Source organism: Clostridium peptidivorans, assembly GCF_900205925.1.
Classification (GTDB): domain Bacteria; phylum Bacillota; class Clostridia; order Clostridiales; family Clostridiaceae; genus Clostridium_AK; species Clostridium_AK peptidivorans.
This window is the reverse complement of the sequence record NZ_OAOD01000003.1, coordinates 245676-261316: the sequence shown is the minus strand read 5'-3', so window position 1 is coordinate 261316 and position 15641 is coordinate 245676. Positions and strand designations below refer to the sequence as shown.

The 15641-nt window shown below is 29.0% G+C and carries 13 protein-coding genes and 2 riboswitches; of the genes, 4 read left to right on the top strand and 9 right to left on the bottom strand.

From position 1 onward, the window contains the following. Positions 1–125: 125 nt before the first annotated feature. Together CRN98_RS04560 and CRN98_RS04555 are read left to right on the top strand one after the other, a co-directional pair. Positions 126–1013 (top strand): MBL fold metallo-hydrolase, encoded by an 888-nt coding sequence (locus tag CRN98_RS04560; protein WP_097026224.1) that lies wholly within the window; start codon positions 126–128, stop codon positions 1011–1013. A gap of 110 nt (positions 1014–1123) precedes the next feature. Further along, entirely contained in the window at positions 1124–2194 is a 1071-nt protein-coding gene (locus CRN98_RS04555) for an AI-2E family transporter (protein WP_097026223.1), read from the top strand. A 16-nt stretch (positions 2195–2210) separates the two neighbouring features. Here CRN98_RS04555 and CRN98_RS04550 read toward each other — a convergent pair whose 3' ends face one another. The 3 genes from CRN98_RS04550 to hisS form a co-directional block, all read right to left on the bottom strand. Next, positions 2211–3443: an NRAMP family divalent metal transporter gene (locus tag CRN98_RS04550; protein ID WP_097026222.1), complete on the bottom strand. Its 1233-nt coding sequence runs from the start codon at positions 3441–3443 to the stop codon at positions 2211–2213. An 8-nt stretch (positions 3444–3451) separates the two neighbouring features. Next, positions 3452–5740, bottom strand: a complete 2289-nt coding sequence (gene helD, locus CRN98_RS04545; RefSeq protein WP_097026221.1) for an RNA polymerase recycling motor HelD — start codon at positions 5738–5740, stop codon at positions 3452–3454. A 152-nt stretch (positions 5741–5892) separates the two neighbouring features. Next, positions 5893–7215, bottom strand: coding sequence for a histidine--tRNA ligase (gene hisS, locus CRN98_RS04540; RefSeq protein WP_097026220.1), 1323 nt, complete (start codon positions 7213–7215; stop codon positions 5893–5895). A gap of 330 nt (positions 7216–7545) precedes the next feature. Here hisS and CRN98_RS04535 point away from each other — a divergent pair, with 330 nt between their 5' ends. Beyond that, on the top strand, positions 7546–8220 hold the full coding sequence (locus tag CRN98_RS04535; RefSeq protein ID WP_097026219.1) for a hypothetical protein: 675 nt from the start codon (positions 7546–7548) through the stop codon (positions 8218–8220). A 103-nt stretch (positions 8221–8323) separates the two neighbouring features. Here the strand turns inward: CRN98_RS04535 and CRN98_RS04530 are convergent, their stop codons facing one another. The 3 genes from CRN98_RS04530 to CRN98_RS04520 all read right to left on the bottom strand — a co-directional run bounded on the left by CRN98_RS04530 (position 8324) and on the right by CRN98_RS04520 (position 10103). Then, positions 8324–8569, bottom strand: coding sequence for a hypothetical protein (locus tag CRN98_RS04530; RefSeq protein WP_097026218.1), 246 nt, complete (start codon positions 8567–8569; stop codon positions 8324–8326). A 160-nt stretch (positions 8570–8729) separates the two neighbouring features. Continuing rightward, the gene (locus CRN98_RS04525; RefSeq protein WP_097026217.1) at positions 8730–9302 is read right to left on the bottom strand and encodes a YdcF family protein; all 573 of its coding nucleotides are present in this window, start codon (positions 9300–9302) and stop codon (positions 8730–8732) included. Positions 9303–9422: 120 nt separating this feature from the next. Beyond that, on the bottom strand, positions 9423–10103 hold the full coding sequence (locus CRN98_RS04520; protein ID WP_097026216.1) for a Crp/Fnr family transcriptional regulator: 681 nt from the start codon (positions 10101–10103) through the stop codon (positions 9423–9425). Between the two features lie 175 nt (positions 10104–10278). Between CRN98_RS04520 and CRN98_RS04515 the strand changes: the two genes are divergently transcribed. Next, positions 10279–11037 carry an ATP-binding protein gene (locus tag CRN98_RS04515; protein ID WP_097026215.1) on the top strand — a complete coding sequence of 253 codons (759 nt, stop codon included), beginning with the start codon at positions 10279–10281 and terminating at the stop codon, positions 11035–11037. A gap of 330 nt (positions 11038–11367) precedes the next feature. On the opposite strand, the gene CRN98_RS04510 is transcribed toward CRN98_RS04515, so the two are convergent. From CRN98_RS04510 to CRN98_RS04500, 3 genes are all read right to left on the bottom strand, one after another. Next, the gene (locus CRN98_RS04510) at positions 11368–12813 is read right to left on the bottom strand and encodes an NCS2 family permease (protein ID WP_097026214.1); all 1446 of its coding nucleotides are present in this window, start codon (positions 12811–12813) and stop codon (positions 11368–11370) included. Between the two features lie 246 nt (positions 12814–13059). Beyond that, on the bottom strand, positions 13060–14463 hold the full coding sequence (locus CRN98_RS04505) for an alanine/glycine:cation symporter family protein (protein ID WP_097026213.1): 1404 nt from the start codon (positions 14461–14463) through the stop codon (positions 13060–13062). A gap of 100 nt (positions 14464–14563) precedes the next feature. Then, a riboswitch (glycine riboswitch) is annotated at positions 14564–14663 on the bottom strand. A 14-nt stretch (positions 14664–14677) separates the two neighbouring features. Beyond that, positions 14678–14748, bottom strand: a riboswitch (glycine riboswitch). Positions 14749–15019: 271 nt separating this feature from the next. After that, complete coding sequence (locus CRN98_RS04500; protein ID WP_097026212.1) at positions 15020–15562, bottom strand: ECF transporter S component; 543 nt, start codon at positions 15560–15562, stop codon at positions 15020–15022. Between the last annotated feature and the right edge of the window lie 79 nt (positions 15563–15641).

Sequence of the window (15641 nt, the reverse complement as noted above, 5' to 3'; positions counted from 1 at the left end):
ATTTTATAAAATTATTACATATTTTAAATACTATAAATTTACATACCAATCCATAAATGGTATATTAGATATTATGTTATAACTAAATTTAAAATCCTCATACATCATGCAAGGAGCTGAAAATTATGGAACTTACAAAGATTAAGGGTAACACTTATTACATAAATGCCACTACAAATATCGGAGTTTACGTGTTTAAAAATAAAAATTGCCTTTTAGTAGATACAGGCATGAATAATTCCTCTACTAAAAAAATAGATGAAGTGTTAGTGCAAAATGGCCTTCATCCTAAATACATAATAAATACCCACAGCCATTTAGATCATTGTGGTGGAAATACATATTTTCAAAATAATTATCCTGGATGTCTAGTTTATTCTTCTTTAAAAGAAAAACTATTTATGGAAAACCAGGAACTTCACGCTTCTATACTTTCCACAGGGGATCCTTTTAAAGGTTTAGATAAAAGTAATAAATCTTTATCTACGGACTTTTTACTTGAATATGGAACCAACAAAATAAATGATGAAAAGCTTGAAATAATTTCTCTTAAAGGACATTCCATAGAGCAAATAGGAATTATAACTCCTGAAAAAATATGTTTTTTAGGTGATTCACTCTTTAGTGATATCACAATAGAAAAGTATTCTTTACCATACTTATATGATATAGAGGAAAGCTTAAATACCCTAAGCTTTATAAAAGAAATAGATGCAGATTATTTTGTAATAGGCCATAGTGATAAAATTTATGAAAAGTTAGAAGTAACTGATTTAGCTGAAAAAAATATAGAAAATATAAATACATATATAAATGATATACTAGAATTATTAGATCAACCATTATCCAAAGAAGATGTTTTAGAAAACTTATCTCTTTTAAATAACTTAGATATGGAATTTAGACAATACCACCTAAATCTATCTGCAGTAAGTTCTTTTTTATCTTATCTTTATAATAGTGGTAAAATAAATTCTTCTGTACAGGATGGCAAGCTTTATTTTTATGTATAATTTTATAACAGTTGTTTTTGCTGGAGTTACAGAACTTATAAAAAGACAAGCTAAAGGATATTCATATATAAAAGTATAAAATATTGCACATGATGAAAGGATGTTTTTAATTGTTTCAAGATAAACTTATTAAATCACTTACAAAAGTTTTACTCACACTTGCTATAATTTATTTATTTGGCAAATTAACCTTTATATTAAACTTAGGAGAGAAAATCATAGGCACTGTCCTTATTCCAATTTTGATAGGACTATTATTTTACTATATGTTAAGACCTGCAGTAAGATTTTTAGTTAAAAATGAATTTAAAAAAAATTTATCCGTAACAATAATTTTACTGTTTTTTATCTTTACTATATACTTACTATTTAGCTATAGTAGTAATACCATTATAACTAGTTTAAGTACATCACTTAATAATATATCTAATCAAATTAAAAATATAGGAAATCCTAGCGATATTATAAATAACAAATTTCAACTACCTTTACTTAACCTTGAAGATATACAACAAAAAGCAATTTCATTCTTACAAACTGCTTTAGTGCATTTAAGTAACAATGTAGTAAATATATTTTCTAACATTGCAAATATAGGAAGTAAAATAATCCTTGTTCCTTTTGTACTATTTTATTTCTTGAAGGATGATGATGAATTTACTAATATGTTTACAAATTTATTTTCTGAAAAGCATAAAAATAATGTAAAGAATTTGGTAAGGGATACCGATAGGGTACTTTCAGATTATATAGCAGGTCAATTAGTAGCTGCTTTAGTTATAGGAATATTTATGTACATAGGATATTTAATTATAGGTATGGATAATGCTTTATTCCTTGCTATATTTGCAATAATTACTTCTATAATCCCATTTTTAGGCCCTATACTTGGAATACTTCCTGCTCTTTTAATATCACTATCCATGGGAAATTTTCCTATGCTTCTAAAGATACTAATTGTATCCATTGTAGTTCAGCAAATAGAGGGTAATTTTATAACTCCTAATATAATGGGTAATAGACTTAAAATTCATCCATTAACTATAATATTTGTAATAATGATTGCAATATCTGTATTTGGATTTCTTGGAGCGTTCATTGCAGTACCACTTTATGCCTTACTTAAGGTATGGTTTAAAGACATTAGACAAATGTATAAAGAAAGTAAATTAGTTGAATAAAATTATGGCGATGTTTTTAAAACATCGCCATAATTTTATATATGATTAAAGCTATAAAAAATATTACTATACTTATTGCTGTGAACCATACTATTATATTTTGTATTGGTTTGTTCACTTCTTTACCCATAATCTCACTGTTATTTGTTATTATAATCATATATATAAGAATTACAGGTACAACTATAGAGGCTAAAACCTGAGTTAAAATTACCAAATCTATAAGAGAATTCTTATTTAATAAAACAAAAATCCCACTTATAACTATAATAAATGTAAATATTATATAAAATGGTGGTGCTTCTTTATAGCTTTTTTCAAATCCATTTTCTAATGCAAAAGCATCGCATATTGCCAATGTTGTAGATAATGGAGTTAAAGCTAATGATATAATTGAAAAACTTAATATCCCTATTCCAAATATATATCTAGCATATTTTCCAAAGGTTTTTATAAGAATTGCTCCTAAATTTTTATCATTTATAGCAATTTCTCCTCCCCCTTGAAAGATTTTAATTCCTACAACTATAATAAGTAATGCTATTAAAGACATTATCAAAATCCCTATATATATTCCTATTTTTTGTTCTCTATATTCCTTGAGGTTCAAATCTTCCTGAGCCAAATATGATTGAAGATGAAACAGCATATAGGTTGGAATGGAAGCTCCTATTATGCTCAAGAAACAATATATATAGTCATTTTGCCAAATATCTATACTCTGCAAAGAATCAATCATAACTTTACTTGAATCATTAACGTCAATTACTGAAATTATATATATTATAAATATAATACTTAACAAGAAAAATATATTTTGAGCACCTTCATAGTATCTCTTAATTACCATAAACCATATAAATATAGAAATTATGGGTATAGCTATATACTTATTTATACCTATAAGCTCTGAACCTATTAAGGACACACCAAAGCTTGAAACGGTAAGTAATATACTTGATATTAAAACCATAATCATAGCAAAAGATGCTGGCTTTACTCCATACCATTCTCTTATAAGATCCGCAAAACTTTTTCCAGTTACTTTTGCCATTCTTATATTCATTTCCTGTATAACTAAAAAACTTATAGCTAAAAATACAGCTGGCAGGAATAACCTATAGCCATATTTAAATCCGCCATTCATATAGGCAATTATTTTTCCCCCATAATTTGCAGAACTTACAACAATTAATCCTGCAATTATAGTAGATAATGTGGATAATGTTTTATTTTTAGATCTTTTCATAACAACCACTACTCCTTAAGTAAAGGTGTCAAGTCTCCGCTATATAGAACATACTCATTATGAAGAGCTCTTGTAAGAACAACATATAGAAGTCTTTTATCAAGTTCATCTTCTTTATAGTTTTCATTATTTCCATTTATAATTATCGAACAATCAAACTCTAATCCCTTAGTCATATAAGATGGAATTATTATCTTTTCTGAATTTACCTTTTTATCCTCTTCATTTACAAGCTTCCATCCTCCTATGTCATGCATATCAAACATATTTTTTATATTTTCACATTCCTCTGAAGTCTTTCCAATAAGTGCAATGGTTTTTCTATTTTCTTCATTCATTTTATTTTCAATACTTTGCACTATATCTATGAATCCATTATAATCATCATACTTTATAATTTCCGGTATCATTCCATGTCTTAACACAGGTTTGGCTGGCTTCAAGCTATTTTGTTGTTTTTTAAGCACTATATTTGCAAAATTAACTATTTCCACTGTAGAACGATAACTTTGAGATAATGCCACATAATTTGCATCTTCATCATATACAAATTCAACAAGTCTTTTCCAGTCATCTATTCCCTTGTAGTAATAAATGCTTTGACCTGTATCTCCAACTATGGTAAATGAATTATTTGATACCATGGACTTTAAAACATATAATTGAAATAAGCTGTAATCCTGTGCCTCATCTACTACAATGTGTTTAAACTCAGTCTCTTCATCTACTCCCTCTAAATTAAATTTTAAATACAAAAGAGCAGCTAAGTCATCACTATCTATAAAGCCTTTATCAAAGTTTTCTTCTGACTCCTTTTTCATACTTTCCCAAAGGTTTTTTGGAATTTTTCCTTCTGTAAGCTTGTCATAGATTTCTTCTTCAAACAAACCTAAGTATACTTTATTTATATTTATCTTACCTAAGTCACTAAAGTAATTTTTTATTATTTTTTTACTATCTACTTTAATTTTTTCCTTTAAATTATCTCTTTCTTCATAAGCTTCTTTAATTTGATTTCTCTTTTCTTCTCCTTCTGGCATTTCTCTTAATTCTTTGAATAAAAACTCATATTGAGCATCAATTATTACATATATATTTTTTATCTTTCCGTCTAGCTGATTGTTAAAATACTTCTTTATTTCTTCCTTCCTTTTTTCCATAGGAAGGTGCTTTAATCCATCTAAAAATAGCTTCTTTATATCTTTTCCTTTAAAAAGTGTATACTCTTCTACCTGTATATCTTCATAATCTAAATTATTCAATTGAATATATTTTATATATCTATCAATTACATTTTTAAATAGAATACTTCCCTTTACTTTACTTGCTGCGGTTATAAATTTTACTTCCTTATTGTTACTATTTTCAATTACATAAGCAAGTTTCTTATCTTTATTATATACTGCAAGTTTAGTTTTTAATATCTTTAAAGCAAGCTCTTCAAATGTAAACTGATTTACCTTACCTGCCCCAAGGTTTGGAAGCACTTCTGAAATGTAATCTAAAAACAAATTATTAGGTGCAACTACAAGCACATCTTCTCCCGTGATATTTTTCTTATACTTATACAAAAGGTATGCAAGCCTATGTAGTGCCACAGTAGTTTTACCTGAACCTGCTGACCCCTGCACTATAAGTGATCTATTTTTCTCACTTCTTATTATGTCATTTTGCTCTTTCTGTATTGTAGCTACTATATCTTTGAGCTTTTTATTTGCACTTTCTTCCAAATTTATTCTTAAAAATTCATCTTGAAGGGCTTCTTCACTATTCTCACTTACCTTTAATATTATTTGATTAGCGCCTTCATCAAAGGCGTCCTTAATCTTACCACCCTTTATCAAGAACTTCCTCTTTAAAGATAACTCCCCTTCAATTTCACCATAAGGGCCGTAGTAAGAGCTTTTTCCTTCAGTGCCGCTATAATATAAATCTGCAATAGGAGCTCTCCAGTCTATTACCTTTTCTTCCTGCTCCTTTTCATCATTCAGTCCGATTTTGCCTATATAAAAACTTTCTGAATCTCTAAGTCTTTCTCTAAAATCTATTCTTGCAAAGTACGGTGCTCCTTTTACCTCTTTATAACTTTTTACCTTCTCTTTATTTCCCTCTTGAATATGAATTGCAGTATCAAGCTCAAAGCTGTACTTGCCTTTAGATTCTTTTTTAAGTTTTTGTACCTTTTCATTGAGCTCTTTAACGTTATTTTCTAAATATTTTATTTCATCTTTAAGCCAAGTTTTAGTTTCTTCTAACTTTTCCTTTTCACTCTGTAATTCTTCAGGATGTATTGCCACTCCAGTGTGCCTCCAATCATTAATTTATGTAAAATTTTACTATAATTATATTATATAACAAGATTTTATGATAATACACTTAATCATTTAAGTCAAATCAATAAAGGCCAGCCTAGGGCTGACCTTTGTTAAAAATTATTATTGATTGTCTATTAATTATTATTTATTACTTCCATAGCTTCTTCTAGCGTGATAGTTCGCTGTTCACCTGTGCTCATATTTTTTAATGTAACCTTATTCTGATTTATTTCATCAGAACCTATAAGTATTACATAAGGTATATTAAGCTTATCGGCATAACCAAACTTTTTACCTACCTTACCATCTTCAAAATAAATCTCACATACTATTTCATTTTCTCTTAAATCACTAGCAACCTTTATAGAATGTTCTATACATTCATCTCCCATAGGAATAATAAGTGCTTGTGATAAAGTTGAAGATGCATTTTCTCCTATTATATTAGCTTCTCTTAGCTGATAAAATAATCTCGTAAGGCCTATAGATATCCCTACTCCTGGAAGCTTTTGTTCAGTATAGTATTCTGCTAAGTTGTCATATCTCCCACCAGAACACACGCTTCCTATTTTAGGATAATTATTTAGTATAGTTTCATATACAGTACCTGTATAATAATCAAGGCCTCTTGCTATAGTCAAATCTATGATAAAGTTACTTTCAGGAACTTTAAAACATCTTATATAGTATACAACTTCAGATAATTCTTTTAATCCTTCTTTAAATTCATCATTTTCTATATTAAGTTCTTCTAAGGATTTAAGCATTTCATCATTACTGCCTTTTATTTGTATAAATCCTATTATCTTATTAACTCTTTCCTCATCTAAACCTAAGGATTTTAATTCTTCTATTACTGCATTTAATCCTATTTTATCAAGTTTATCTATAGTTCTTAATATTTCTGCCTTATTATCAACATTTAAAGATGCAAAGAAGCCATTTAATACTTTTCTATTATTTATATGTATAGTAAAGTCTTCAAAGCCAAGCTCTTTAAATGTAGAATATATAACACTTGGAATTTCCGCATCATTTATTACATTTAATTTGCCATTTCCTATTATATCTATATCACATTGATAAAACTCTCTAAAACGTCCTTTTTGGTTTCTTTCTCCTCTATATACCTTTGACATATGATATCTTCTAAAAGGGAAAGTTAAATCTGAAAAATGCTGTGATACATATCTTGCAAGTGGTACAGTTAAATCAAATCTTAGGGATAAATCTGTGTCCCCTTTTGTAAATCTATATATTTGCTTTTCTGTTTCTCCGCCGCCCTTGGCAAGAAGTATTTCGGATTTTTCTATAGTTGGAGTGTCTAATGGAATGAAGCCACACTTTTCATAGTTATGTCTTATAGTATCCATCATTTTATTAAAAAGTATTTGATCTGCAGGAAGTAACTCCATAAATCCTGGCAGTATTGAAGGCTTTACTATATTTTTAGCCATTTTTATCCCTCCATATACTTTAGTATGATAAATTGTTAATATTTTACACTATTACAGGTAAAATTTCAAATATTTTCTAAATATTTTTTTACTGTTACATTTTATTATAACATATTTTTTATTTAATAGTTACCATATTATCAAGAAAAACTTATATTTTATTTAAGCAACATCTTTATTTTATATGCGCAATAGCATCTTTTTAATACCTTTTTATGCATTATTATTTGTCATTTAATTTTACACATTTACTTTTAAAAAATTGCAAGTTTTCTCAAAAATATATATAATATAAACATTATACTAATATTAAACATAGGAGCTGATTTAATGTTATTTTTTGGTAAAAAAACTGTTAATGATGAAACTATTCAAGGTCTATCAAATGTACTTGATAAATACGAAGACGAATTTAATAAATGTTTTGTTCCTAAAGATGCTGCAATAACATTGTATTTAGGTGGATCAGAATTATTAGATAATCAAATTGAAAAAGAGCTTAAAGAATTTGATTTTCATGAGATAAATTATAAAAACAAGAATCTTCCTCAGGTATTAGATGAAAATCTTAAAATGAGAAAATCCTTTTTTGTTGCTTTAAACAATATAAAACAAAATGAAAATTTGTTTTACAATAATGCTCTTTTAGATTTTCTAAAAGAAAATGGAAAAATATTTTTAGGTAATTATCTTGATGGATTTAAGAAAGAAGCCAAGGCATATAATAAGCAACTGCAAAAGGGTAAACTAAAGGATGGAAGGTATGTATTCGTATGGATTGAAGATGAGAAGATTTATTTATTAGATAACTTATTCGTATATATAACTCCATTAACAATAAATATACAAGATATCATTGGTTACTATGAAGAAGATAATGAAACCTTTGCAGGTACCGTACTTGAATATACGGAGAATGAAGAAATTAAAAAGTTAAAATTCAACCTAGCATCCTTTGAAATGTTAAAGAAATTAATACCATTTAAAGCGGAAAACAAAGAATAAAAAGTTGCTTACGCAACTTTTTATTTAATCTCTAGTCGTTAATTTCTAATCACTATCCTCAGTTTTGTTAAGAATTTAGAGATTAGAAATTGGGGACTGTTATTTAAAGTACCTTTTTTAATTTATCAAATTCATATTCTTTAATGTATGTTTGATTATTTTCATCTCTTATTAAAAGCTTTACTAAATCATTTTTGATTTTTAATACCTTACCTTTTAATTTGCTTCCCATGATATTTACTGGTGATCCGTGAGTAAGTTCTTTTAAATTGCTGCTATTGCAGTATTCACATTTCTCTGAGTCTTTTAATATTCTTTTGCAATCCTTACAATAATATAACTTATCCATGATTAACCCCTCCACCACTTTTTTGTACATTTGTACATTTGTACATTTATATTATTCTATATTTTACATTTATTACCTTCAAAATATGAATGTTTTCTGAAATTAATTAAACTTTTTTTATATGAATTATTTAAGTTTTACTTTTTGTTTTAAATTTAAATCAACTTATATAAAATTTAATAAGAGCTGGTATTTCCCTAATAAATCCATAACGCTCATGATTAACATAGTCCTTTACAAATACTCCAGAAAAACTTGCATGAATTCCTACTTGTTTTGCCATAAGTGAAGCTCTTTTTAAATGATATTTATTAGATACCACTATAGCAGAATCAAAGCTCCTATCTTTCATTATTTCTTTAGAGTTTTTTAAGTTTTCCATAGTACTAGTAGACTTATCTTCTTTTATTATGTATTTTTCATCCATCCCCAGCTGAATTAAGTATCTTTTTATTGCTTCAGCTTCAGAAATTTCTTCTCCCTCTCCCATTCCTCCTGATGCAATTATATAATTTGCATATCCTTCCTTATATAATCTGAAAGCTTCTTCTGTTCTGCTTTTTAAAAATGGGCTTGGAGTTTCCCCATAAACACTGCACCCAAGTATTATTACGCAATCCGACTTTTCAGCCTTAGAAAACTTACCAAATTTATAAACTTGTATGCCAATAACTAAAATAAAAAACATACATAATATAACTATACTTATTCCTATTCTTATAGCCATCTTCATTTTCCCATTACTCCTTATATATTTTAATAAATCTTTAAATATTGGGACATTTTTAATGGTGAACGGGTCGTATGGAATTTGCATTTAGGAAAGCTTCTCTTCGCAAAAAAGCTCTAATTATTATTCAACTAAACACTCTTCTAAAACTTCTAAATCATTTATAGTTATAGAATTTTTATCATAATCAATTATTCCTTCATCCTTCATATTCATCATTTCTCTTGAAAGTGATGGACGAGGAATTCCAAGTTCTTCAGACATTTCTTTTCTATTTACCTTTAACTTAATATGGAAACTATCTTGCTTTCTATATTCTTCTAATATAAAACTTGCAATTCTTTGCCTTATATTTTTATAAGATAACATTTTAACTTTTTTATTAAGCATAAGTATCTTGTTAGATAATAAACTCATAAAGCTATTTAAAACTATATTATTTTCGCTACATATTTTAAGTAATTGTTCTTTAAATATAAAAAGCACTTCACTCTTTTCCGTTGAAGTTATAGTAGCTGGATACTTATGAAAATTAGAAAATATTATAGCTTCTCCAAATATTCTATTTGGTTGAAGTCTGTCCATAGTTACAGTTTTACCAGATGCAAATATTCTACTAATTTCAATCTTACCTTTTATTACTATTCCTATACTATTGCAGTCATCTCCTTCAATAGCTATTACATCACCTTTATTATAACTACTAAGTTTAAATGTGTTTTTATCTAATATGTTTTCTAACTGTTCTCCACTTAAATTTTTAAATAGTATACATTGTTTAAGTACTAGTAATGCTTGTTTCATATTTTTCTCTCCTAAAAATCATATACTAAATTCTAACTTGGTTTCATGTGTTACTGATTTATAAATATAATTCTAATATAATAAAATTACGAAATCAATTGAAAACAGAATAACTAAGATTAAAGCTATATTAATTTTATGTAAATTTAAATAAAATATCTAGGAGGATTATATTATGAAAAGAAAAATAGTTCACATATATGAAGATAAATGTAATGGTTGCGGGTTATGTGTAAGTGCTTGCCACGAAGGTGCTATAGAGCTTGTTAACGAAAAAGCAAAACTTATAAGTGATGAATACTGTGATGGGCTTGGAGATTGCCTTCCTGAATGTCCAACAGGTGCTATTGAAATAATTGAAAGAGAAGCTAATGAATATGATGATGAACTTGTTAAACAAAAAATAGCTGAAAAAAAAGCTAAGGAAGAAGCTAAAAAAACTTTAATTCCTGATATGCCTTGTGGCTGTCCTGGAAGTGCTGCAAAGCTTATACAAAGACAACCTAAAGTTCAAAAGCCAAAAGCCCTTCCTATGCAGGTAGGACAAAAAATAACCTCCAGTAGTTCAGATTCAGAACTTAGACAGTGGCCTGTACAACTTAACTTGATAAATAGCAGAGCTCCTTACTTAAATGGTGCTAATTTATTAGTTGCTGCTGATTGTACAGCTTATGCTTATAAAAACTTTCATGAAGATTTTATAAAAGATCACATTACAGTTATAGGATGTCCAAAACTTGACGATAACAAATACTACGAAGAAAAATTAGCTGACATGCTTAAGAACAATGATATAAAAAGCATTACTGTAGTTAGAATGGAAGTACCTTGCTGCGGTGGAATTGTATCTGCAGTTAAAAATGCAATGTTAAAATCAGAGGTAATAGTTCCATATAGAGAAGTTATAATTTCAACAGACGGCAATGTACTTTAAAATCAATTATTAAATAACAATAAATAATAATTTTGAATAAAAGTCAGCAATTGCTGACTTTTTGTCCTTCAGCAGTTTAGTTCACATAAAGACACTTTTAATATTGAAACCAGTATGGGATTTGCATCGTAGAAAGCATTTAAGCAAGCATTAAAAGCTCTTTATTTATAATTTTAAAACACCGTTAGAACTTTCTACTGTCTGAGCAACAGCGAGTTTAGAAAGTTTAGATGTTTTAAAATTATAAATATTAGAGCTTTTTTGCGTAGCGAACTGCTTTCTTAGATGCAAATCCCATACGATAGTTTCAATATTAAAAATGTCGTAAAATTACTTAGGAAGTATTGTAAATCTTAATATAAATAATGCTGCTAAAATATATACTATTGGATGAACTTCTTTTCTTCTTCCAGTTACTATTTTAACTATTGGGTAAAATATAATTCCTGCTGCTATTCCATTTGCTATACTGTAGCTAAATGGCATTATTGATATTGTAAAGAATGCTGGTAAAGCTTCTGTAAAATCATTAAAGTTTATATTAGTTACTGCCCCCATCATTAGTACCCCAACTACTATTAAAGCTGGAGCAGTTGCTTCTGCTGGAACTATTCCTACAAGTCCTGTAAAGAACATTGCAACCAAGAACATTATTCCTGTTACTACAGAAGTAAGTCCTGTTCTTCCACCTTCTGAAATACCAGCAGTGGATTCTACGAAAGTTGTAACAGTACTTGTCCCAAGCAACGCTCCTGTTGTAGTAGCTACTGCATCAGAAAGTAACGCCTTATTCATGTTTTTCATTTTTCCGTTCTCATCTAACATATTTGCCTTTTGAGCTGTTCCAACTAATGTTCCAATTGTATCAAACATATCTACAAGGCTGAAGGATATAACAACCATAAGTACATTTAAAATAGCCTTAAATAATCCATGTTGTCCTATATTTAATAATCCTGCTAAATCTAATTGTAAAAAAGTATGACTTAAAGAAGGCGGTGCACTTACAAGCTGAGTTAATGGAACAGTTTTAGTAACCCCTAATGGAATACCTATAATAGTAGTTAATAAAATACCAATAAGTATTGAACCTTTTACGTTTCTAGACATGAGTATTGCCGTTATCGTAACTCCAATCAAAGTAAGTATAGTGTTTGGCGCCATAAAGTCTCCAAAACCAACTAAAGTTGCGGGATTTGCTACTATTATTCCACCACTCTTAAATCCTATTAAAGCAATGAATAATCCTATACCACCAGAAATTGCAAATTTTAAGTTAGTAGGTATTGCATCTACTATCATTTCTCTTACACTTGTTAATGTAAGTATAATAAATAAAATACCTGAAATAAATACTGCTGCTAATGCTTGCTGCCAAGTATATCCCATTCCAAGACAAACGCTGAATGTAAAGAAAGCATTAAGTCCCATTCCTGGAGCTTGGGCAAAAGGAACATTTGCATATATCCCCATTATAAATGTACCGACTGCTGCTGAGATACATGTAGCTGCAAAAACTGAAGCAACCATTGGATCATTTAAAGCGCTAATTCCTGCTTTTACTGCTGCTTCCCCTAAAAGCCCTTGTGTATTCATTCCTGCTTGCATAAGTATTCCTGGATTTACAAATATTATATACGCCATTGTTATAAAAGTAGTAATACCTGCTATAATTTCAGTTTTTACATTAGTTCCATTTTCACTTAATTTAAAAAATGAATCTAAAAAACCTTTAGATGGTTTTTGATCATATCTTTCTTCTTTTAACTGCTGCATTATTTAATCCTCCTTATAATCACTTATAATCTTCTCATAATCACGAACGATATATTATAATTTCCAACCTAATATTAGCATTATTTTTATACTCTGTCAACATTGCTTTTCAAATTTATTATTATTATTCGTGTATACGGTGTTTTTCGCAACATTTTTATAACTAATGTTCGCAAATAAATAAAAACCTCCTATGTAGTTAATATATTCACTATATATATCAACTACATAGGAGGCTTTTATACATTACAATGCCTTAGACATTATTATATCTTCATCCTCTGGATTTTCTTCAATTTTTAATTTTTCAAAGTAAAGTTTTGTCTCATTAATCACTACAGGGCTTAATCCTATTAATGCTATTAAATTAGGTATAGCCATAAGTCCATTAACTATATCTGCAATTATCCATATTAAATCTAACTTTAATATAGACAATCCTCCAACCGCTACAATTGCTATAAATATATATCTATAAGGTTTTACTCCCTTTGCTCCAAATAAATATTCTGCACATCTTTCACCATAATAATTCCATCCTAATATAGTTGTGAATGCAAAGAACATAAGTCCTATAGTTATTATAAATTTTCCCAAAGCTTCTATAGGCATACCTTGTGTAAATGCTGCATTTGTCATAGCAGCTCCTGCTAAATCTGATTTCCATGCTCCTGTTAAAATTAAGGTTATACCTGTCATTGTACATATTAATATAGTATCTATAAATGTTCCTGTCATAGATATAAGGCCTTGTCTTACACAGGATTTTGTCTTTGCTGCGGCTGCTGCAATAGGTGCACTTCCAAGTCCTGATTCATTTGAAAACACTCCTCTTGCCACACCATTTTGGATAGCCTGTTTAACTGTAGCACCTAAGAATCCGCCCACTGCTGCACTAGGAGTAAATGCACTTTTTATAACAAGTAGCAAAGCTCCTGGTACTAGCTTAATATTTAAAGCAAGTATTGTTAATGTTGCAATTATATACATTATAGCCATAAATGGAACTATCTTTTCCGATACTCTTGCTATACTTTTAATACCACCTAAAGTAACCATTGCAACCAAGAAAGTTATTACAAATCCTGTAGTAATAGTTGGCACATTATATGAATCCTTTAGAGATTCAGTTATTGCATTTATTTGTGCAAAAGTTCCTATTCCAAAGTAAGCTACTCCTATTCCAAATATAGCAAATAGCTTAGCCATCCATTTGTTTTTAAGTCCTCTTTCTATATAATACATAGGTCCACCAGACATTTGACCATTCTTATCTATTACTCTGTATTTTACAGCAAGTAATCCTTCTGCATATTTTGTAGCCATTCCAAAGAAAGCTGCCATCCACATCCAAAATAATGCTCCTGGTCCTCCAGCCTTTATCGCAGTGGCTACACCTACTATATTACCTGTACCAATAGTTGCAGCAAGTGCTGTACACAACGCCTGAAAGCTTGTAACATCACCTTTACCTGAATTATCTCCATCTTCTTTAGAAAATAAATATTTAAATGCTAATGGAAGTTTTGAAATTTGTAGACATTTAAGTCTTAGTGTAAGATAAATTCCTGTTCCCACAAGAAGAATTAGTAAGGGTGTTCCCCATACTATTGAGTCGATTTTGTTAAAGATTTGAATTAGATTTTCCATGATCCATCCTCCTAATAAAATTATTTCTGAGGACAGCAAAAGAATAGATTCGTGACAAATAAATAGAGGTACTGCAAAAAAACAGACCTCTGGATATACTGTTCTATTCTCTGTCCTTTTACCTGAGAGTTTCATTGGAATAACAATATCCCAACTTTCTCCTTCGGTGCTCTAAATAGAGTCTCTCCAGAGTTTCGTCCAGTAACAGTCCTCCCCATAAATAATGGTACCTGAAAGATTAACATCTTCGGTGGGCTATAAAAGCCTCTCTCCTATTACCTTCATCCGAGACAAATATTAATTTCGCTTAATTATAAAACACTCGATGTAATATTGCAATAGCAACTTTAATCCATGTAAACATTTGAAATTAAATTTTATTAATTATTTCATTGATTTTTACCTTATTTCATTAAATTATTATATTTTTATAGAAATAATTTCTTGCACTCTTTGTTAGTTTATCAAATTAACCTTTTAAAAAGTTAAAAGTTCGCCTAAAATTTCTAGGCGAACTTTTCCTGTAGATTATTAACACACCATATATTAATTAGACTTAAAATCTTATCTTCCCCTTGATTGCTTTTAATAAAAGAATAGCTACCACAATTCCAACAGCTATTTGCATTGTATTTGCTGGAATATCCGCTAAGGCTAAAACTAAACTTTCATAAAAACTTGCTGATTCAACATATATATAACGCACTATTACTGCATTGGCTAAATAATATGCTAAAACCATCCAAGCTCCAGCTACTGCAAAAGCAAAAATATTGTTTTTTACATTATCTCCATTATAATCATTTCTATATGCTAAAGTTGCTGCTATATATGCCATAACTGCTTTTATTACAAATGTAAATGGTGCCCATATAGCATATCCCCCTAAAATATCTGCAAGAGTCATTCCTAGTGCTGCAGCAATCGCTCCTCTTCTTTTTCCAAATACTACAGCAGCCACAAATACAAATCCATCTCCTAAATGAGTATAACCTATAACTGTTGGTACTTTCATTGTCATGGTCACTAAACATATAATTGCAATCATAAGTGCCATTTCTACTATTGTCTTGGTTTTAATTCTTCCGTTAATCTCCATACCCCTTCCATCTCCTTTACATCTAATACATTAATTGTTTTTATTATAAGTTATAGCCATATTCTTTTCAAATGTACCG

Bases quoted from the DNA above. Each gene is read 5' to 3' on its own strand.
- CRN98_RS04525 (WP_097026217.1), bottom strand. From the start codon at position 9,302: ATGAAGATGGCTATAAGAATAGGAATAAGTATAGTTATATTATGTATG.
- hisS (WP_097026220.1), bottom strand. From the start codon at position 7,215: ATGGCTAAAAATATAGTAAAGCCTTCAATACTGCCAGGATTTATGGAG.
- CRN98_RS04510 (WP_097026214.1), bottom strand. From the start codon at position 12,813: ATGCAGCAGTTAAAAGAAGAAAGATATGATCAAAAACCATCTAAAGGT.
- CRN98_RS04500 (WP_097026212.1), bottom strand. From the start codon at position 15,562: ATGGAGATTAACGGAAGAATTAAAACCAAGACAATAGTAGAAATGGCA.
- CRN98_RS04515 (WP_097026215.1), top strand. From the start codon at position 10,279: ATGAAAAGAAAAATAGTTCACATATATGAAGATAAATGTAATGGTTGC.
- CRN98_RS04535 (WP_097026219.1), top strand. From the start codon at position 7,546: ATGTTATTTTTTGGTAAAAAAACTGTTAATGATGAAACTATTCAAGGT.
- CRN98_RS04560 (WP_097026224.1), top strand. From the start codon at position 126: ATGGAACTTACAAAGATTAAGGGTAACACTTATTACATAAATGCCACT.
- CRN98_RS04530 (WP_097026218.1), bottom strand. From the start codon at position 8,569: ATGGATAAGTTATATTATTGTAAGGATTGCAAAAGAATATTAAAAGAC.
- CRN98_RS04520 (WP_097026216.1), bottom strand. From the start codon at position 10,103: ATGAAACAAGCATTACTAGTACTTAAACAATGTATACTATTTAAAAAT.
- CRN98_RS04505 (WP_097026213.1), bottom strand. From the start codon at position 14,463: ATGGAAAATCTAATTCAAATCTTTAACAAAATCGACTCAATAGTATGG.
- CRN98_RS04550 (WP_097026222.1), bottom strand. From the start codon at position 3,443: ATGAAAAGATCTAAAAATAAAACATTATCCACATTATCTACTATAATT.